A 19,494-nucleotide genomic window follows, 5' to 3' on the forward strand; every position below is an offset into this window, starting at 1 on the left:
GTCAACCGATAGCCGGTCCGGTCGAGCAATCGAGCAGGTACCTGGCCAGATGCAGGCCGGGGGTGCGCGCGAGTTGGTCGGCTTGTGTTCGGCACGAGAAGCCGTCGGCCAGGAACACGGCGTTCGGTGCCGCGTTTCTGAGCGCCGGGAGCAGAGTGTTCTCGGCGACCGCCACCGAGACGTCGTAGTGGCCGTTCTGCATGCCGAAGTTGCCCGCCAGGCCGCAGCAGCCGGCCAGTTCCTGGACGGTGACGCCCATCGCGGCCAGGATTCGGCGTTCGGCGTCGAAGCCGCCGACGGCGTGCTGGTGACAGTGCGGTTGGACCACGACGGTGTCCCGCGGCCGCCGGGGTGGTTGCCAGGCGGGGTGCGCGAGGAGGAATTCGGCAAGGGTTCGGACGGCGGCGGCGACCTGTTTCGCTCGTGGATCGTCGGGGAGTAGTTCGGGGAGGTCGGCGCGCAGGGTCGCGGTGCAGGAGGGTTCGAGGCCGATGATCAGGCCACCCGCCGCCGCGTGGTCGGCTAGTGCGTCGAGGGTGGCGCGCAATCGGGTGCGGGCGCCGTCGAGTTGGCCGGTGCTGATCCAGGTGAGGCCGCAGCAGACACGCGCTTCCGGGATGCGGACGCGGTAGCCGAGTTGTTCGATCAGTTGTCTGGCGGCGATCGCGTTCTCGGGGTCGAAACTGTTTGTGAAGGTGTCGATCCACAGCATGACTTCAGTAGCCGCCGACTCGTCGGCACCGGTTCGTTCGTTGTCGTCGGACCAGCGGCGACGCAACGACTTCGGGGCGAGTCGTGGCGCTTCTCGCCTGGGATCGATGCCGGCCAGCCGCATGCCCGCACGGCGGAGGCGGGGGCGGGCGACGACGGCGTTGGCGAGGCGCGGGAAGTGCTGGGCGATGGCGAGCCAGCGGGGGAGTCGGCCGAGGACATAGTGATCCAGGGGGCGTAGGCGTCCTCGGTAGCGGCGATACAGTGCCTCGGATTTGTAGGTGGCCATGTCGACGCCCGCGGGGCAGTCGGAGGCGCAGGCCTTACAGGACAGGCAGAGGTCGAGGGACTCTTCGACTGCCGGTGCGCGCCAGTCGAGTTCGCCGCGGACCACTTCCTGGAGCACTCTGGCCCGCGCCCGCGTGGTGTCCTTCTCGTCGGCGGTGGCCAGATACGAGGGGCACATGAAACCGCCGGAACCCCCGGTGTCCGCGCGGCACTTGCCGATTCCTACACATCTGTGCACAGCTGTGGATAAATCGCCGGAGTCTGTGGACAGGGCGAAGCCGCGTGCTGGAACCGGCGTGAGCGCGACTACTCGCAGGTCGGCGTCGACGGGTTTCGGGGCGACGAGGACACCGGGGTTGAGGATGTCGTCGGGGTCGAACAGGGACTTGAAGCCCGCGAAGGCCGCACGGGCGGCCGGTGAGTACATGACTTCGAGCAGTTCGGATCTGGCGCGGCCGTCGCCGTGTTCGCCCGACAGCGATCCGCCGTGTCGCACCACGAGTTCGGCGGCGTCGAAGAGGAAGGTCCGGAATCGCCGGGGGGCGTCGGCGATCGGGAAGTCGAGGCGGACGTGGATGCAGCCGTCGCCGATATGTCCATACAGCAGGCCGCTCACGTCGTATTCGGCGGTGAGCGTGGCGAATTCGCGCAGGTATGCGCCTAGATTCTCCGGCGGGACAGCGGCATCTTCCCAACCGGGCCACGCCGGATTCCCCTCGGGAGTTCTTCCGGCCAGACCTGCCCCGTCGGCACGGATACGCCAGAGTGCCGCTGTGGCAGCGGGATCGGTGACGATCCGGTGGTCATCGGCATTGCTCACCGTGCACAGTCGCTGGGCCGTAGCCAGTGCCTCCGCCGGGCTAGCTCCCGCGGTTTCGACGAACAGCCATCCGCGACCTCGCGGCAACTCGGGCACCGTCCCACGATGCGCGCGGACCACATCGACGAGTCCGGCATCGATACCCTCCACCGCGATCGGCGCGCATCCGGTCACCGCGGCGATATCGTCCGCGGCCGACGCGATATCGGGATAACCGAGCACGGTGAGCACGGTCGCGGCGGGCACCGGCGTGAGCGCGACCTCCGCTTCCAGGAGTAGTCCACAGGTTCCTTCGGAGCCGACGAATGCCTTCGCGGCCGACGAACCACGTTCCGGCAGCAGATGTTCCAGACCGTAGCCGGATGCCTGACGATCGAACCGTCCCAGTTCGGTGCGCAGCACAGCCAGGTTCGCCGTGGTGAATTCCGCCAAGCCCGGCACCGCCGTCAAGTCGGCGCCTAGCGTTCTTCGCGCCCCCGCACCATCGAGAATGCGCAGCTCAAGGATGGTATCGGAGGTTCGACCCCAGGCCAGCGCGTGCGGTCCGCAGGCATTGTTGCCGATCATTCCGCCGAGCGTGCAGCGGTCCTGCGTCGACGGATCCGGCCCGAACCGCAACCCGTGCTGCCGCAGCCGCCGTTGCAGATCCGACAGCACCACCCCCGGCTGCACTCTCGCCGTTCGCGCCTCGACGTCGACCGCGCGCACCGTGTTCATGTGTCTGCTGAAATCCAGCACGATGCCGGGTCCGATGGCATTGCCCGCGACCGAGGTGCCCGCGCCGCGAGCGGTGACCGAGAGCCCGTTCTCGCGTGCGAAGTCCACCGTGGCGGCGACGTCGTCCTCGGCACGTACGAACACCACCATGACCGGGCGGACGCGGTAGTTCGAGGCGTCGGACGAATACTCGACGCGCCTGCGCACCGACGCGTCGACCGTGCAGTCGACCCGCGTGCGCAGGGCATCGGCCAGCATTTCCGCGCTCCGGTCGTCGTCCACCCGACCAGCCTATTCGGGTCGCCGGGCTGTGGTTCCGTGCTCGTCCGTCGTGGGCGCGACGGGCCGGTTCCAGATGGCCGAGGCGCGATTCGGTGGCCGGTTTCGCTCTGCGCGCAATCCGGTGCCGACGGAAAGTATTTGCTGTCAACCTTTGTTGAGGTTTTAGTGTCAGAGGGCAGGAGTTCAATGGGTGGGGAGCCTCGAGGAGAGTGGCAGTGAGTATCGAATCAGTGGCCTACAGCCAGATGTACCGACGCGTGAACGCGCCGGAGGAAAAGCGCCCGTTCAGCATGGTGACGGCGCGGCGGATCGTGCGGTTCGCTGAGCATCATCGGCGGCGGATCGGCGGGTTCCTGCTGCTCAGCGTGGTGGCCGCGGTGCTCGGGGTGGCTACCCCGGTGCTGGCGGGGCACGTTGTCAACGGGATCGTCGACGGTTCGGCGCCACGAACGGTGGTGCTGCTGGCGCTCGCTATCGCGGGGTTGGCGATCCTCGACGCTGGGCTCGGTATCGCTATCCGCTGGCTGTCGGCCCGGATCGGCGAGGGTCTGATCCTGGATCTGCGTACCGCGGTGTTCGATCACGTGCAGAAGATGCCCGTCGCGTTCTTCACCCGGACCCGTACCGGCGCGCTGGTGAGCCGACTGAACAGCGATGTGATCGGCGCGCAGCGGGCCTTCAGTGACACCCTCTCCGGCGTTGTCACCAACCTGGTCACCCTGGTGCTCACCCTCGCCGTCATGCTCAGCATCTCCTGGCAGATCACCCTGCTCGCGCTCGTGCTGCTGCCCGTCTTCGTCATCCCGGCCCGGCGCGCAGGCGACAAGCTCGCCGGCATGCAGCGTGAAGCCGCCCAGCTCAACGCCGCCATGAGCACCCAGATGACCGAGCGTTTCTCCGCACCCGGCGCCACCCTGGTGAAGCTGTTCGGCAGGCCGAACCAGGAATCGTCGGAGTTCGCGGAGCGCGCCACCCGGGTGCGCGACATCGGTGTGCGCACCGCCATGCTGCAGACCACCTTCGTCACCTCGCTCACGCTGGTCTCCGCGCTCGCGCTCGCCCTGGTCTACGGCCTCGGCGGCTGGTACGCGCTGACGGGCAGCCTCGACGCGGGCTCGGTCGTCGCGCTCTCGCTGCTGCTCACCCGCCTCTACACCCCGCTCACCGCGCTGGCCAGCGCCCGCCTGGAGATCATGTCGGCGCTGGTGAGTTTCGAGCGCGTCTTCGAGGTGCTCGATCTGAAGCCGCTGATCGAGGACGCCCCGCACGCCACCCCGGTGCCCGACGGCCCGGTCGCGGTGGAACTGGACGCGGTGAACTTCGGTTACCCCTCGGCCGACAAGGTCTCGCTCGCTTCACTGGAAGACGTCGCGACCTTGGACAGCCGTGGCGGCGTCGAGGTGCTGCACGAGGTGTCGCTGCGCGCCGAACCCGGCCAGCTCATCGCCCTGGTCGGCTCCTCCGGTGCGGGCAAATCCACGATCGCCCAGCTGGTTTCACGTCTCTACGATGTCGACTCCGGCGCGGTCCGGCTCAACGGCTCCGACGTGCGCGATCTGACCACCGAATCCATCCAGCGCACCGTCGGCCTGGTCACCCAGGACGGCCACCTCTTCCACGACACCATCCGCGCGAATCTCCTGCTCGCCCGGCCGGAAGCCACCGAGGAACAGCTGTGGGACGCCCTCGATCGCGCCCGCCTGCGCGACCTGGTCGACTCACTGTCCGATGGTCTGGACACCGTGGTCGGCGAGCGTGGCTACCGCCTCTCCGGCGGCGAACGCCAACGCCTCACCATCGCCCGCCTGCTCCTCAAGCAACCACGGGTGGTGATCCTCGACGAGGCGACCGCCTCCCTCGACTCCACCTCCGAAGCAGCCGTTCAGGAGGCTCTCACCGAGGCCCTGATCGGCCGCACCGCCCTGGTCATCGCGCACCGTCTCTCCACGATCCGCGCCGCCGACCAGATCCTGGTCCTCGAAGACGGCCGTATCGTCGAACGAGGCACCCACGCCACCCTGCTCAACGCCGACGGGCGCTACGCCGAGCTCTACCGAACCCAGTTCGCCGACGACCCGGTAGCCCCGGCCGTCGTCTGAGCGAAAGACCTGTTCAGCCCAGCTCCCAACGACCAGTCGACCGAGACAGAGGTCCGGACGACCCGGTCGCGGGAGCTGGGCTAACCGTCGGCGTCCGGACTGTTTCCTAGGTCCGCGTGCCGTAGGGCGGTGACGATGGCCAAGGTGGGGGTGCGGCCTGCCTCGGTGTGGCTGAGCATGGCGTATTCGGCCAGGCGTTCGTCGCCCGAGGTGATCGCGTCGATGAGGTGTTGGTGTTCGTCACGCTGTTCCTCGGTGTTGCGTTCGGTGGTGAGGAAGAACAGCCAGGCCATGCGCGCGAGGATCGTGCGCATCAGCTGGGTGAGTAAGGAGTTGCCGGACAGTTCCACGATGGCGCCGTGCAGCTTCGCGTTCGCTTCGGCGATGCGCAGCGGATCACGAGACTCGGTGGCTACCTGCGCTTCTCCCAACGCGGCCTGCAACGGGAAGCTGTCGTGGCCCTGCCTGATGCGGGCGGCGGCCAGGCGGGCGGCAAGCGGTTCCAAGCCGATGCGGACATCGAAGAGTTCTTCCACCGCAGTGGCATCCCAGGAACGCACGACCGCGCTGCGCCGCGGCAACGCGCTGACGATGCCGTCGAATTCGAGTAGTGCCAGGGCCTCTCGCACCGGAAGACGGGAAGTGCCGAGCATGGCGGCCAGGCGCGCCTCCGGCAGCTTCTCACCTTCTCGGTACTCCCCCGTGATGATCGCGCGACGCAGATCGTCGTAGATCCGGCGCGTCTGGGAAGTGTCGTCGACGGCTGCTACCGCCGGACGTAGGTTTCGGGCCACTCGGTCAGTCTACGAAGGCGTACAGGCGTCGGCGGACGACCGTCGCGCAGTGTAGCGACGATCACGCGAAATTCCATTCGGTAGACCAAATATATCTTTGGCTTCTGTAATGACCTGCGCGCAAGCATGCTGAAACGGTCGAAAACTGGGCTTGACGCCTATATTACCGCCGGTTGCCAGCGTTGAATCATTCACGGACCCGAAACTTTCAGAACACAACGGGGATACACGGAAAACCAATTCTGTATACCGAATGACATTCTCGGCCCACAGAGAGGATCAGTGTTGGCCGTCTATCTGATCCGCCGCCTCGCCCAGGCGGTGATCACCGTGTTCGCCGTCATCTCCCTGGCGTTCCTGCTCGGCAGACTCACCGGCAGTCCCGTGGCTTCCCTCCTGCCGGAAACGGCGAGCGAAGCCGACATCGCGGCGCTCGAAGCCGAACTCGGCTTCGACAAACCACCGCTGACGCAGTACCTCGACTACCTGACCGGGATACTGACCGGCGACTTCGGGGACTCGTACCAGCAGTCCGGCACCTCGTCGATGACGCTGGTCCTCCAGCGCCTACCCGCGTCACTGCAGTTGGGTGCCGCCGGTTTCACGATCGGCCTCGCACTGGCCGTGGCGGTCGTGCTGGCCATCCATCTCAGCGGCCGCTGGTCGCTGCGCGGGGTGGCGCTCGGGGTCGGCGCGGCACGACTCGCGGTGCCGGACTTCCTGTTCGGATTGCTGCTGGTGCTGGTGTTCTCGGTGACGCTCGGCTGGTTGCCGTCGCTGGCCGGCGCCGATCCACTCGCGATCGTCATGCCCGCCGTGACCATCGCGACGGCACAGTTCGTCGTCTACTCACGCCTTCTGGACAACTCACTGGTGGCCGAAAGCTCCCAGGACTACGTGCGCACCGCGTATTCGCGCGGCGAGCGGCGGTCGTCGGTGCTGCTGCGTGAGGTGCTGCCCAACGCGCTGCTACCGGTGCTCACCATCTCGGGAATCACGCTGGGCACCTTGCTCGGTGGCCTGGTGATCGTCGAAAACGTCTTTGCCTGGCCTGGATTGGGCCAGCTGATGCTGGATGCGGTGTTCAACAGGGACTTTCCGGTAGTCCAGTCCGGATTGATCGTGATCGCGACCATCTTCGTGATCGTCAACTTCGGCATCGACGTCCTCTACGGCGTCATCGATCCGAGAGCGAGACTCCGTTGAGCCGTCCCCGCAATCCCGCCACGATCTTCGGCGTCGCGATGATCCTCACGGTCGTGCTGTTCTCTCTGCTCTATCCCCTCCTGCCCGGCTATGACCCGTACGCGCAGCAACTCGCGTCGGCGTTCGTCCGGCCGTTCACCGACGGGCACTATCCGCTCGGCACCGATTCCCTCGGTCGTGACCTGGCGAGCAGGCTGGCGCTGGCCGGACGGATCACGCTCGGGCTCGTCCTGGTGATCGTGGTGGTCAACGCACTGATCGGGATGACGATCGGGACAGTGTCCGGCTACTTCCGCGGGATCGTCGACAACGTCTTGATGGGCGTCGCCGATGTGCAACTCGCCGTCCCGATGACCTTGGTGATCATGGCGGTGTCGGCGATTCGCGGCCCGAGTACCGCGCTGATGGCGACGATCCTCGGCGTCACCTTCTGGGTCGGCTATGCCAGGGTGGCCCGCTCGGTCGCACTCGGTCTGTCGGGCCGAGATTTCGTGATCGCGCCGAAGCTGCTCGGCGCGCGCTCGGGCTGGGTGATGCGCAAGCACGTGGTCGGGCACGTCACCGTGCCGGTGCTGATTCTGGCCACCGCCGATCTCGGCAATGTGCTGATCATGATCTCGTCGTTCGACTATCTCGGGCTCGGCGTACAGCCACCGACCCCGAGCTGGGGCTTGATGATCACCGACGGGCAGAAGTACCTGCGCCAGGCCCCGTATCTGACGATCGTGCCCGCTGTCGCGTTGCTGCTGGTGATCGGCGGCACCTTGCTGGCCAGTAGGCGATTCACCGATGAGGGCCAAGGGCTACGCCGGGTCCGGCGAGCGCCACGTGCCCGCCGCGGCGCCCTCGCGAAAGAGGTAATGGCATGAACGCGCTCTTGGAAATCACAGATCTCACAGTGGGTTACGAGACCGCGGGTCAGCGGGTCGTGCTCGTCGACTCGGTGAGTCTGCGCCTCGACGAGGGCGAAGTGCTCTGTCTCGTCGGCGAATCCGGGTCGGGTAAGTCGGTGACGATGCTCGCCGTCCTCGGCCTGCTCCCGCCGCCGTTGACGATCTTCTCGGGCAGCGTGCGCTTCCGCGGCGATGAACTCGTCGGCGCCGACGACGAAACCCTGCGGCGGCTGCGCGGTGCGCAGCTCGGCATGGTCTTCCAGGATCCGATGACCACGCTCAACCCCGTGCGCCGGGTCGGCGCCCAGATCGGCCGTGCGCTGGCGGTCCATCAACGGCTCGATGCCAAGGCTCGCAAACGCCGGGTGATCGAACTGCTCGCCTCCGTCGGCATTCCACAACCCGCGCACCGGGCGCGCGCCTATCCCCATCAGTGGTCGGGCGGTATGCGTCAGCGCGCGGTGATCGCCATGGCCATGGCCAACGAGCCGGCGGTACTCATCGCCGACGAGCCGACCACTGCCCTCGATGTGACCATCCAGGCCCAGCTCATGGAGGTGCTCGCGCAGGCGAGGGCGCGCAGCGGCGCGGCAATGGTGCTGATCACCCACGATCTCGGACTGGTCGCCCAGCATGCCGATCGGGTGGCGATCATGTACGCGGGCCGGGTCGTCGAAACCGGGACGGTCTGGCAGATCTTCGACGCCGCGGCCCATCCCTACACCCGTGGTTTGCAGCGCAGCCTGCTCGGGCAGGCGGGCGCGGGCCGCGCCTACGCCATTCCCGGCTCGCCCCCCTCCCCCACTAAGCGACCGCCCGGCTGCGGCTTCGCTCCCCGCTGCGAGTTCGTGGGCAAGAACGGCGAATGCGACACCGCCACCCCAGCTCTCGTCGACTTCGGCGACGGACGCGACCTCGCCTGCCCGCCGGTGCTCACTACCCCTCTCCGACAGGACCTTTCGGCATGACCGCGATCGACACCGCCGAGGAAGTGATCCGCGTCGACGGACTGGAGGTCAGCTTCACCAGCCGCCGCGGCCTCACCGGCAAACGCAGGCTACGTGCTCTCGACGGCGTCAGTTTCGGAGTCCGGCGCGGTGAAACCTTCGGCCTCGTAGGCGAATCCGGCGGCGGCAAGTCGACCTTGGTACGCACAATCTTCGGGATCAACACTCCCACCGCCGGTTCGGTGCGCATTCTCGGCCGAGACCTGGCCACTCTGCGGCCCGCCGCGAGCCGGGCGCTGCGCAACAGGGTGCAGCTGGTGTTCCAAGACCCCTATTCCTCGCTCGACCCCCGAATGACAGCGCACGACATCGTCGCCGAACCGCTACAGATCGCGGGCGGTTACTCCCGCGCACGCGTCGTGGAACTGCTCGAACAGGTCGGCCTCGGCCAGGACGCGCTCGACCGGCGTCCCGCCGAGTTCTCCGGTGGGCAGCGGCAGCGGCTCGGCATCGCCAGGGCGCTCGCGCCGCGACCGGAGGTGCTGGTGCTCGACGAGCCGGTCTCCGCGCTCGACGCCTCGGTACAGGCGCAGGTGATCAACCTGTTGCAAGACCTGCAGGCACAACTCGGGCTGTCGTATCTGTTCATCGCACACGACCTTTCGGTGGTCCGGCACCTGTCGGACCGGGTCGCGGTGATGCATCTGGGCAAGCTCGTCGAGATCGGCGCTACCGAAGACGTGTTCACCGGGCCCCGGCATCCGTACACGCGGGCACTGATCGCGTCGGCCCCCGTCCCAGACCCGCACCAACGGCGTCGCGACACCTCCACGCTGGTGCGCGGTGAACTCCCCGATGCGGCGAACCCTCCGAGCGGCTGCACCTTCCGCACCCGTTGCCCACTGGCGACGGACGAATGTGCGACACGCATCCCGGAACTCGAACCACAAGGTCCCGCCGACCATGTCGCGGCCTGCCTGCACCCGCTCGCACGCCCTTCGAAAGGAAACTGATGAAACCGATCACCCGCAGTGTGGCAACAGGACTCGCTGTCCTCGCGTTCTCCACCTTCACCCTCAGCGCCTGCGCACCGGCGGGCACCGAAACCGCGTCGACGAAGACGCTGGTCGTCGGTGCGGTCACCGAACCGACGGACGTGCCGGACCCGATCACCGACGGGTCGCTGGCCGGCTACAACTACTACTTCGCGACATTCGACCAGCTCGCCAGGTTCGACAGCGAAGGTGTGATCGGGCCGAAACTGGCGACCGAGTGGGAGCACAACGCCGACTTCACCCAGTGGACCTTCACGATTCGCGACGACGTGAAATTCCACAACGGCGAACCGGTGAAGGCCTCCGATGTGGCGTTCACCTACAACAAGATCAAAGCCACTCCCACTGGCGATCCGGCCACCTACATGGAGATGTTCGCCTCGGCGGCCGTCGGACCGGACAACACGGTGGTGTTCAGCCTCAACGCCCCCTTCTCCGCGTGGCCGACGATCACCACCGGCGTCTCGATCGTGCCCGAATCCGTCTACACCGCGCTGGGTTCCGCCGGATTCGCGGCCGCGCCTGTCGGCTCCGGGCCGTTCGTCTTCGACCACTACACGCGCGGCGTCGAATACGTCGTCAAGCGCAATCCGGACTACTGGGGCGACAAGGCCACGCTCGAGACCGTGACCTTCAAGACGGTGGCCGACGCCGACGCCCGCCTCAACGGCGTTCAATCCGGCAGCCTCGATGTGGCGCTGGTGGCGCCGAATCAGGTCGCGGCCGTCGATGGTTCCAAGAATGTGCACATCGAGTCGCGGGTCTCCAATGGCGTCACCTTCCTCGGCATGAACGCCACGGCGGGCCCGCTGGCCGACCAACGGGTGCGTGAGGCGATCGCGCTGTCGATCGATCGGGACGGCATCGTCAAGAGCTTGCTCGCGGGCCGTGCGACGGTCGACAACCAGCTGGTCGCCAAGAATGTCGGGGGTTACGACCCCAAATATCCCGCTCCGGTGCGTGATACGGCCAAGGCCAAGCAACTGCTGGCCGCAGCGGGTTACAACGGCACGCCGATCCCGTTCCAGTACGCCACGAACGGGCGCATTCCGCTGAGTTCGGAGATCGCCCAGTCGATCCAGGCCAACCTGGCAGAAGTCGGGATCACCATCAGTCTGCAGGGCACCGATCAGAGCAGTCTGTCCCAGATGATCTACACCAAGAAGGCCGCCACCGGCATCTACCTCAATACCTACGCGCCGTCGACCATGGACGGTGACGCGCCGATCGCCTCGATGTTCGGCGGGCAGTGGAACGACTACGCGATGCTGCCGGAAACTCAGGCGCTGGTCGCCAAGACCCGCACCGTCGCCGGCCAGGCCAGGATCGATGTCTACCGCGACCTGTTCACCCTCAACGATTCGAAGGCGCTGCTGCTCGGCCTCTACACACCCGATGCCAGCTACGCGGTGGATCCCGCGTTGAACTGGAAACCACGGGCGGACGGGATGATCACCGTCGACGCCGCGACCTTCGGCAAGGACTGAGCGCGTGGGTGATTCGCTTCTCGTCACCGATGTCCGCCCCTGGGGTGGCCCGCCGGTGGACCTACTGATCGAAAACGGGACGGTGGCCGCGATCTCCGCGGCCGCCGACTCGGCGGCGCCTGCCGGTGAGCATGTCGACGGTGCGGGCCGGTTGATCCTGCCCGCGCTGTCGGATGTGCACCTGCACCTCGACTCGAGCAGGCTCGGACTGCCCTTCCGTGCCCAGACCGGGATGCCGGGTCGGTGGGGCCGGATCATGAACGATCGCGAGCACTGGCGATCAGCGGAACGTTCCGTAGCCGAGCGGGCCTCGTTCACCCTCGCGGTCGCGGTAGCCAACGGCGCCACCAGAATTCGCAGTCACGCGCAGGTCGACGCCGACACCGGACTCACCAAGCTCGAAGGCGAACTCGCGGCGCGGGAACGCTACAACGGCGTATGCGATGTGGAGATCGTGGCGTTCCCGCAGGTCGGACTCCTGCTGGAGCCCGGTGTCATCGATCTCATGGACGCGGCGCTGTCGGCCGGAGCCGACCTGGTCGGCGGGATGGACCCGTGTGAACTCGACCGCGATCCGGTGCGGCATCTCGACGCGGTGTTCGGGTTGGCCGCGAAACATCAGGTCGGCGTCGATATCCACCTGCACGAAGCGGGTGAGCTGGGACTGTTCACCTTGTCGCTGATCGTCGAACGCGTACAGGCGCTGGGGATGTCGGGCCTGGCGACCATTTCGCATGCCCGCTGTCTGGCCAGTGGGCTGCCCGACGTGCCCGCGGCGATCGAGCGGCTGTCGGAGTTCGACATCGCCCTCACTCACGCGGCAGGCGCGCAGGGCTGGGCGCTGCCGTTGCTCGACCTGGCCGCGGCCGGTGTGCGCGTCGGGGTGGGTATGGATGGGCAGCGGGATTACTGGTCGCCCTATGGCAACGGCGACATGCTCGACCGCGCGTGGCAACTCGCGTTCGTCAACGGGTACGGGTCCGACGAGCACGTCGAACACGCGCTCGGCGTCGCGACCTGGGGCGGGGCGAGCGTCATCGACCGGACCCTGCGCCCGCTCGACGGCAGCAACGCGCATCCGGGTTTCGCGGTCGGCGACCCGGCCGAATTCTTCCTGGTCGACGCGGTGAGCCCGGCGGCGGCCGTCATGGATCGACCGGCCGAACGCACCGTAATCCACAGGGGCCACATGATTTCCGTCGACACCGCACTGGATGGATTCGAGATTCCCGGTCGCTGGGGCGGGGAGAGGAGCTGAGGATGCGTCGCAGTATCCGTGCTCGCCACGTGCTCGCGTATGCAACGGCATCGGAGGCGCAGGTCCTGCTCACCGATGCCGAAGTGGTGGTGGAGGACTCGCACATCGTCGCCGTCGGTCCACGCGGCTCGGAGCTCGTCGACGAGGTGATCGAGCTCGGGGACGCGGTGCTGACGCCCGGCCTCATCGACCTCGACGCGCTGACCGATATCGACCACACCATCTTGGATTCGTGGCAGTCACGCGAGTTGGGGCTCGGCCTGCAATGGTCGCGTGACTACGCGACACATCGACGGCGAGCGGTGTTCGATGCCGAGGAGCGGGCGTTCATCCGGGAGTACGGGTTCGTCCAATTGCTGTTGCACGGAGTGACGACGGCGATGCCGATCGCGTCGGAGGTGCACAGCGATTGGGCGGAGACCTTCGCCGACGCCGTGGCGATGGCCGAATCCGCGCGGCGGCTGGGCCTGCGGGTCTATCTCGGGCCCGCGTACCGGTCCGGGGTCAACGTGGTCGACGCCGACGGCTCGCGGTCCATCTACTGGAACGACGAACTCGGACTCGACGGATTCGATGGCGCGGCGCGGTTCCTGGAGTGGGCCGCGGCGCAGGACACCGATCTCATCCACCCGACCTTGCTGCCCTGCCGGATCGAGACGTTGTCCGAGGATCTGCTGCACCGAACCGCGGCGCTGGCCGCGGAGACCGGCGTGCTGGTCCGCCTGCACGCCCTGCAAGGGTTGCACGAGCGAGCGTTCGTGATCGAGCGGTTCGGGGTGCCACCGCTGGCGGTACTCGAGCAGACCGGCTTACTGGGACCGAATCTGCTCATCCCGCACGGGATCTACATCGATTCGAATCCCCACGTCGACGCCGATACCGATGACGATCTCGGGACGCTCGCGGCATCGGGAGCGTCCATCGTGCACTGTCCGCTCACCTCGGCCAGGCACGGATCGGCGCTCGACAGTTTCGGTCGGTACCGTGCGGCGGGCGTGCGGATCGCCCTCGGCACCGACTCGTTCCCACCGGATCTGCTGCGCGGCATGGATATCGGCGTCACCTTGGCCAAGGTGCTCGCCTCTCGACTCGACGCGGCGACCTACAGCGACTACGTATCAGCCGCCACGCTCGGCGGGGCCGAGGCACTTCACCGACCGGACCTGGGCAAGCTGGCGGCAGGGGCGACCGCCGACCTGGTCGCCTTCCGGCTCGACGACCCCCGCGACGGAGTCCTCGACGATCCGATCCGCACCCTGTGCATGAACAGCACCGGGCGCGCCGCGGATTTCTCGATGATCGCAGGCCGAATCACCTTGCGCGACGGAGTGATTCCCGGCATCGATCTGCTTACCATGACTCGGCGCGCGCAGTCACTGTTCGACCGGATGCGCGAGGCCTACACCGAACGCGACTACCTACGCCGCCCCGCCGGTGAACTGTTTCCGCCGTCCTTCCCTGCGAAGTAGTCAGTTCCCGGACTGGATTCAGAACTCGTTGGCTACGCCGATCACGGTGCGGCCGGAGTGGGTACCGTCCTTGATCGACTGCAGGACGGTACCGACTTCGGTGATCGGGGTGAAGGACTCGATCGTCGAGAGGTGCTGCGGGCGAAGCTGTTTGCCCAGCGCGGTCCACAGGGCGCGGCGCTTGTCGATCGGCAACTGGACCGAGTCGATGCCGAGCAGGCTGACACCGCGCAGGATGAAGGGGAGCACGGTGGTGGGAAGTTCGGCGCCGCCGGTGAGACCGCTCGCCGCGACCGCGCCGCCATAGCCGATGGCGCTGAGAACGTGGGCGAGCGAGGCGCCGCCGACGCTGTCGACCGCCGACGCCCAGTTGGCCTTGTTGAGCGGGCGCGGCTTGGCGTCGGGGTCGAGGGGGAGTCGGCCGATCACCTCGTTGGCGCCGAGTTCGGCGAGCAGGTCGCTCGCGTCGGTCTTGCCGGTGGAGGCGATGACCTCGAAGCCGAGGCCGGAGAGGATGTCGATGGCGACGGTGCCTACACCGCCGGTCGCGCCGGTGACCAGGACGGCGCCGTCGTCGGGAGTGAATCCGTGGTCGAGCAGGGCCTGCACGCTCATGGCGGCGGTGAAGCCCGCGGTGCCGATGGTGGCGGCGTCACGGGTGTCGAGGCCATCGAGCTTCACCACCCACTCGGCAGGCACCCTGGTGTATTCGGCGAAGCCGCCGTTGCGGGAAACGCCCAGTTCGTAGCCATGCGCGATCACCTGATCGCCGGGGGCGAAGTCATCGGTATCCGAGGAGACCACCTCGCCGGTGAGGTCGATGCCCGGCACGATCGGATAGTTGCGAACCACCCCGCCGCGCGGCGTGATCGCCAGCAGATCCTTGTAATTCGCGCTCGAGTAATGGACCTTGATCGTCACGTCGCCGACGCCGAGGAAGTCGTCCCCCACCGTTTCGCGGGCGAGCACGATCCCACCGTCGGATTCACGGGCAACCATCGCTGAGAACTCCATCGCCCGAGCATACGAGTTCGCAGCCCCGATATGGAGGGGCCCGTGACCGAGGTCAGGGTGGAAGTAGTTCCAGGCGGACGCCGAGGAGGCGGACGGGGCGGTCCAGGTCGAAGCGGGCGATTATGGCGAGGGCGGTGTCGACGATGGTGGGGATGTCGTCGGTGGGGGTGGGGAGCTTTTGTTGTTTGCTGCGGGTGTAGAAGGTTTTGGTGCGGACGGTGACCGAGACTCGGGTGCTCGTTCGGTGGTGTTCGCGCATTTCCTCGGCGACTTCGGTGGCCAGGCGGGCTACCTCGCGGTGGATTTCCTCGGGTTCGGTGAGGTCGTGGGGGAAGGTTTCGGACTTGCTGCGGCCTACCGGGATTCGTGGGGTCGTCGAGAGTTCGGTGTCGCCCTTGCCGTGGCCGAGGACCCAGAGGTAGGGGCCGGTGCTCGGGCCGAATTCGGCGGCCAGGCGGGCGCGGTCGGCGGACATGAGGTCGGCGACCGTGGTGATGTCGAGGTCGGCCATGCGTTTGGCGATGCGGGCGCCGACGCCCCAGAGTGCGTCGGTGGGGCGGTGGCCCATGAGTTCGGTCCAGTTGGCGGCGGTCAGTTCGAAGATGCCCGCGGCGGCGCCCTCGTCGTGTTCGGGTTCGGCGGAGGTCTTGCCGGTGGATTTGGCGAAGCCGGTGGCGAGTTTCGCGGTGAGCTTGTTGTCGCCGATGCCGACCGCGCAGGTGAGTCCGAGTTCGATGATGGCGGTGCGGATTTCGGCGGCGAGCTGCCATGGATCGGCATCGGTGGCGACGAAGGCTTCGTCCATGCCCCAGACCTCGACGGCACCGGCCACCTGGCCGAGTGTCGCCATGATCTCCTCGGAGGCCACCTCGTAGACGGCCATGTCGACCGGCAGGAAAACGCCCTCGGGGCACTTGCGTTGCGCCATCTTCAGCGCCATCCCAGCACGCACGCCGAAGGCCCTCGCGGGATAGGAAGCGCAGGTCACGACCTTGCGGGGCTGATCTGGATCGCCCTCACCACCGACGATGACGGGCTGACCGCGCAACTCAGGGCGACGCCGGAATTCCACCGCCGCCTGGAATTGGTCGAGATCGACATGCAGGAGCCACCGGGGCACGGTTCTGTCATACCCCATGGCACCGACAATCCGGCGTAACCGGGCGTGGCAATATCCGTAGCGCGCCAACCGATCACGACTGAGCTCGAAGAACGGAACACCCGATGCCGACCGAAGCCACCACCCTCGACCTCGACCTGGCGCGCCAGGTGCTCGCCGCGCAGCCTTTCGCCCGTCTGGTCGGCACCGAGCTCACCGAATTCGGTGATGGCGCGGCCACGCTCGTCATCGATATCCAGCCCGAACACGGTCAGCAGTTCGGCTTCGTGCACGGCGGGGTGCTCGCCTACGCCGCCGACAACGCCCTCACCTTCGCCGCGGGCACCGTCCTGGGCCCCAACGTCCTCACCGGCGGCTTCACCATCACCTACCTGCGCCCCGCCCAGGGCGAACGCCTGCGGGTGCACGCCACCGTCCTCGGCGCCACCCGCCGCCAGGCCGTCACCCACTGCGACGTGTACGCCGAAACCGAGGGTGAGGAACCCATCCTCTGCGCGGTCGCCCAGGGCACCACCCGCCGCGTCGAAAAGGACCTCGCCCCCTCCGCCGAGGAGGACGTCGAATTCGACGACGATGTCGAATTCGACGACGATGTCGAGTTCGACGACGACCAGGACAACTACGACACCGACCAACTGGCAGTGGTCATCGTCGACGGCCCGGTACTGCCGCCGACCGTGAGCCGCTAGCGGGCTGCGGATACGAAGAACGGGCCGCGCGCAGATGACTGCGCACGGCCCGTCGACGGTTCGGATCAGGCGCTGACGGCGAAGGTCTTGCCGTCGGCGGCGGGTTCGGCGATGGGTTCGATGGCGTAGGCCAGGATGTCTGCCACGTCGGCGACGGGGCGGACGTTCAGTGCGGCGAGGACCTCGGCCGGGACCTCGTCGAGGTCCGGTTCGTTGCGGGCGGGGATGAAGACGGTCTTCAACCCGGCTCGCTGGGCGGCGAGGAGCTTCTGTTTCACGCCGCCGATGGGCAGGACGCTGCCGTTGAGGGTGACCTCGCCGGTCATGCCCACATCGCCGCGGACCGGGCGGCCGAGGGCCAGCGACACCAGCGCGGTGACCATGGTGACGCCCGCCGACGGGCCGTCCTTCGGGACAGCGCCCGCGGGGAAGTGGATGTGGATATTGCGGTCGAGAACCTTGGGTTCGATGCCGATTTCCTCCAGGTGCGAGCGCACGTAGGTGAGGGCGATCTGCGCGGACTCCTTCATGACATCGCCGAGTTGGCCGGTGAGCGTGAGGGAGCGTTCGCCCTCGGCGCCGTTGGCCTCGATGTAGAGCACATCGCCGCCGGCACCGGTCACCGCGAGGCCCGTCGCCACACCGGGGACCGAGGTACGTTCCATCGAATCCGGGGTGAAGCGGGGGCGGCCGAGGTAGTCGGTCAGGTTGTCGATATCTACGACCAGCGACGTCACCGCTCCCGCCGGCCGCGCACCCGATTCGAGGTCGATGACATTGTCGTAGCCGAGCGTCGGGTCGTAACCGAGCGCGGCGTCCTCGTCGCGAGCGGCTGCGTCACCGGTGACGAGGCGAGTCGCCGCCTTGCGCAGGGCTTTTGCCACCAAACGCTCCATCTGACGAACACCGGCCTCGCGGGTGTAGTTCGCCGCGATCTCGCGCAACGCCGAGTCGGTGATCGACACCTCCTGCGCGGTCAGCGCATTGCGCTCCAGCTGGCGGGGGACCAGGAAGTCGCGGGCGATGGCCACCTTGTCGGCCTCGGTGTAGCCGTCGACGGTGATGAGCTCCATGCGGTCCAGCAGGGGACCGGGAATGGTGTCCATGACATTGGCGGTCGCGATGAACAGGACGTTCGACAGGTCGAGGTCCAGGTCGAGGTAGTGATCGCGGAAGGTGTGGTTCTGCGCGGGGTCGAGGACCTCGAGCAGGGCCGCCGCCGGATCACCACGGAAGTCGGACCCGACCTTGTCGATCTCGTCCAGCAGGACAACGGGATTCATCGACCCCGCCTCCTTCACCGCACGCACGATCCGGCCGGGCAGCGCGCCGACGTAGGTGCGGCGGTGGCCACGGATCTCGGCTTCGTCGCGCACGCCGCCGAGGGCGACGCGAACGAACTTGCGGCCGAGAGCCTTTGCGACCGACTCACCCAGCGAGGTCTTACCGACGCCGGGCGGACCGACCAGCACGAGCACCGCGCCGGAGCCACGTCCACCGACGACCTCGAGACCACGAGCGGCCCGCCGCGAACGCACCGCCAGGTACTCGACCATGCGGTCCTTGACCTCTTCGAGGCCGTGGTGATCGGCGTCGAGTACCGCGCGGGCGGCCGAAACATCGGTGCTGTCTTCGGTTTTCACCGTCCACGGCAGTTCGAGCACGGTGTCGAGCCAGGTACGGATCCAGCCCGATTCCGGGCTCTGGTCGCTGGCGCGCTCCAACCGGCCGACCTCGCGCAGCGCCTCGGCGCGCACGTTCTCGGGCAGGTCGGCGTTCTCGACGCGGGTGCGGTAGTCGTCGGCGCCGTCGGGTTCGTCCTCGCCTAGTTCCTTGCGGATGGCGTTGAGCTGCTGGCGCAGCAGGAATTCGCGCTGGCTCTTCTCCATGCCGTCGCGAACGTCTTCGGAGATCTTGTCGGTGACCTCGACCTCGGCGATGTGGTCTCTGATCCAGTCGATCTGCTTGGTCAGCCGCACGGCGACATCGGGGGTCTCGAGCAGCTCGCGCTTCTGGTCATCGGACAGGTACGGCGCGTAGCCCGCGGTGTCGGCGATGGCCTCGGCGTCGGCGAGCTGGTTGACGATGTCGATGATCTGCCAGGCCTCACGCCGCTGGAGCACGGCGACGACCAGCTTCTTGTACTCGGCGGCCAGCGCGATGGTGTGCTCGTCGGGCTCGACCGCCTCGACGAGTTCGGCCTCGACCCACAGCGCGGCGCCCGGCCCGGTGACCCCGTGCCCGATCCGCGCCCTGCGCTCGGCCTTCAACACGGCCGCGGGCGCGCCGCCGCGCATCCGGCCGACCTGTTCGATGGTGGCGACGACGCCGTAGGAGGCGTACCCCTCGTCCAGACGCGGTGCGACCAGCACCGAGCCGGTTTTTGCGGCCTGCGCCGCGTCGATGGCGGCCTGCGCGGATTCGTCCAGTTCGATGGGCACGACCATGCCCGGCAGCACGATCGGATCGGTCAGGAACAGCACCGGCAGGTTCTGAGCTGAAGTCATGTCGACCCTTCCAAGTTGAGCTTCGCTGACTCAACATGGACCCCCGGTGGTTTGTTCCTGCAGGTGGCGCCGTTCACTCACGGCGAAAAAGTTCTCCGAAATTCTTTCGTCGGGGATGTCGAGAACGCGCGGGCGGCT

Annotated in this window: 13 protein-coding genes and 1 pseudogene; 9 read left to right on the forward strand and 5 right to left on the reverse strand. The window is 67.4% G+C overall.

What is annotated here, in order from left to right; genetic code table 11:
- Nucleotide 1: 1 nt before the first annotated feature.
- Nucleotides 2–2,794, reverse strand: coding sequence for an FAD-binding and (Fe-S)-binding domain-containing protein (locus ASD42_RS32075; protein WP_056824241.1), 2,793 nt, complete (start codon nt 2,792–2,794; stop codon nt 2–4).
- 239 nt (nt 2,795–3,033) lie between these two features.
- Here ASD42_RS32075 and ASD42_RS32080 point away from each other — a divergent pair, with 239 nt between their 5' ends.
- Nucleotides 3,034–4,917, forward strand: coding sequence for an ABC transporter ATP-binding protein (locus tag ASD42_RS32080; protein WP_056824029.1), 1,884 nt, complete (start codon nt 3,034–3,036; stop codon nt 4,915–4,917).
- Nucleotides 4,918–4,997: 80 nt separating this feature from the next.
- On the opposite strand, the gene ASD42_RS32085 is transcribed toward ASD42_RS32080, so the two are convergent.
- The gene (locus tag ASD42_RS32085; RefSeq protein ID WP_056824033.1) at nt 4,998–5,711 is read right to left on the reverse strand and encodes a GntR family transcriptional regulator; all 714 of its coding nucleotides are present in this window, start codon (nt 5,709–5,711) and stop codon (nt 4,998–5,000) included.
- A 285-nt stretch (nt 5,712–5,996) separates the two neighbouring features.
- On the opposite strand from ASD42_RS32085, the gene ASD42_RS32090 reads away from it, so the two are divergent.
- Genes ASD42_RS32090 through ASD42_RS32120 form a run of 7 tightly spaced genes read left to right on the forward strand, consistent with a single transcriptional unit; the run spans nt 5,997 to nt 14,026 of the window.
- Nucleotides 5,997–6,917: an ABC transporter permease gene (locus ASD42_RS32090; protein ID WP_063893795.1), complete on the forward strand. Its 921-nt coding sequence runs from the start codon at nt 5,997–5,999 to the stop codon at nt 6,915–6,917.
- Nucleotides 6,914–7,786, forward strand: coding sequence for an ABC transporter permease (locus ASD42_RS32095; RefSeq protein WP_056824039.1), 873 nt, complete (start codon nt 6,914–6,916; stop codon nt 7,784–7,786). Before ASD42_RS32090 ends, ASD42_RS32095 begins: the two co-directional genes overlap by 4 nt.
- Nucleotides 7,783–8,778, forward strand: a complete 996-nt coding sequence (locus ASD42_RS32100) for an ABC transporter ATP-binding protein (RefSeq protein ID WP_056824042.1) — start codon at nt 7,783–7,785, stop codon at nt 8,776–8,778. Before ASD42_RS32095 ends, ASD42_RS32100 begins: the two co-directional genes overlap by 4 nt.
- Entirely contained in the window at nt 8,775–9,770 is a 996-nt protein-coding gene (locus tag ASD42_RS32105) for an ABC transporter ATP-binding protein (RefSeq protein ID WP_056824045.1), read from the forward strand. Before ASD42_RS32100 ends, ASD42_RS32105 begins: the two co-directional genes overlap by 4 nt.
- The gene (locus ASD42_RS32110) at nt 9,770–11,299 is read left to right on the forward strand and encodes an ABC transporter substrate-binding protein (RefSeq protein WP_056824049.1); all 1,530 of its coding nucleotides are present in this window, start codon (nt 9,770–9,772) and stop codon (nt 11,297–11,299) included. Before ASD42_RS32105 ends, ASD42_RS32110 begins: the two co-directional genes overlap by 1 nt.
- Nucleotides 11,300–11,303: 4 nt before the next feature.
- The gene (locus ASD42_RS32115; protein WP_056824051.1) at nt 11,304–12,557 is read left to right on the forward strand and encodes an amidohydrolase family protein; all 1,254 of its coding nucleotides are present in this window, start codon (nt 11,304–11,306) and stop codon (nt 12,555–12,557) included.
- A gap of 2 nt (nt 12,558–12,559) precedes the next feature.
- Nucleotides 12,560–14,026, forward strand: a complete 1,467-nt coding sequence (locus tag ASD42_RS32120; RefSeq protein ID WP_056824054.1) for a chlorohydrolase family protein — start codon at nt 12,560–12,562, stop codon at nt 14,024–14,026.
- Between the two features lie 18 nt (nt 14,027–14,044).
- Here ASD42_RS32120 and ASD42_RS32125 read toward each other — a convergent pair whose 3' ends face one another.
- Complete coding sequence (locus tag ASD42_RS32125) at nt 14,045–15,040, reverse strand: acrylyl-CoA reductase family protein (RefSeq protein WP_056824057.1); 996 nt, start codon at nt 15,038–15,040, stop codon at nt 14,045–14,047.
- A 52-nt stretch (nt 15,041–15,092) separates the two neighbouring features.
- A complete protein-coding gene (locus ASD42_RS32130; protein WP_063057077.1) occupies nt 15,093–16,160 on the reverse strand; it encodes a DNA polymerase IV in 1,068 nt (355 codons plus the stop codon).
- 104 nt (nt 16,161–16,264) lie between these two features.
- On the opposite strand from ASD42_RS32130, the pseudogene ASD42_RS32135 reads away from it, so the two are divergent.
- Nucleotides 16,265–16,672: pseudogene (locus ASD42_RS32135) on the forward strand (PaaI family thioesterase); the annotation flags it as partial.
- A gap of 242 nt (nt 16,673–16,914) precedes the next feature.
- Here the strand turns inward: ASD42_RS32135 and lon are convergent.
- Entirely contained in the window at nt 16,915–19,356 is a 2,442-nt protein-coding gene (lon, locus tag ASD42_RS32140) for an endopeptidase La (protein WP_056824066.1), read from the reverse strand.
- Nucleotides 19,357–19,494 lie beyond the last annotated feature (138 nt).

Source organism: Nocardia sp. Root136, from assembly GCF_001427185.1.
GTDB classification, from domain to species: domain Bacteria; phylum Actinomycetota; class Actinomycetes; order Mycobacteriales; family Mycobacteriaceae; genus Nocardia; species Nocardia salmonicida.

Bases quoted from the DNA above. Each gene is read 5' to 3' on its own strand.
- ASD42_RS32110 (WP_056824049.1), top strand. From the start codon at position 9,770: ATGAAACCGATCACCCGCAGTGTGGCAACAGGACTCGCTGTCCTCGCG.
- ASD42_RS32075 (WP_056824241.1), bottom strand. From the start codon at position 2,794: ATGCTGGCCGATGCCCTGCGCACGCGGGTCGACTGCACGGTCGACGCG.
- ASD42_RS32125 (WP_056824057.1), bottom strand. From the start codon at position 15,040: ATGGAGTTCTCAGCGATGGTTGCCCGTGAATCCGACGGTGGGATCGTG.
- lon (WP_056824066.1), bottom strand. From the start codon at position 19,356: ATGACTTCAGCTCAGAACCTGCCGGTGCTGTTCCTGACCGATCCGATC.
- ASD42_RS32120 (WP_056824054.1), top strand. From the start codon at position 12,560: ATGCGTCGCAGTATCCGTGCTCGCCACGTGCTCGCGTATGCAACGGCA.
- ASD42_RS32105 (WP_056824045.1), top strand. From the start codon at position 8,775: ATGACCGCGATCGACACCGCCGAGGAAGTGATCCGCGTCGACGGACTG.
- ASD42_RS32100 (WP_056824042.1), top strand. From the start codon at position 7,783: ATGAACGCGCTCTTGGAAATCACAGATCTCACAGTGGGTTACGAGACC.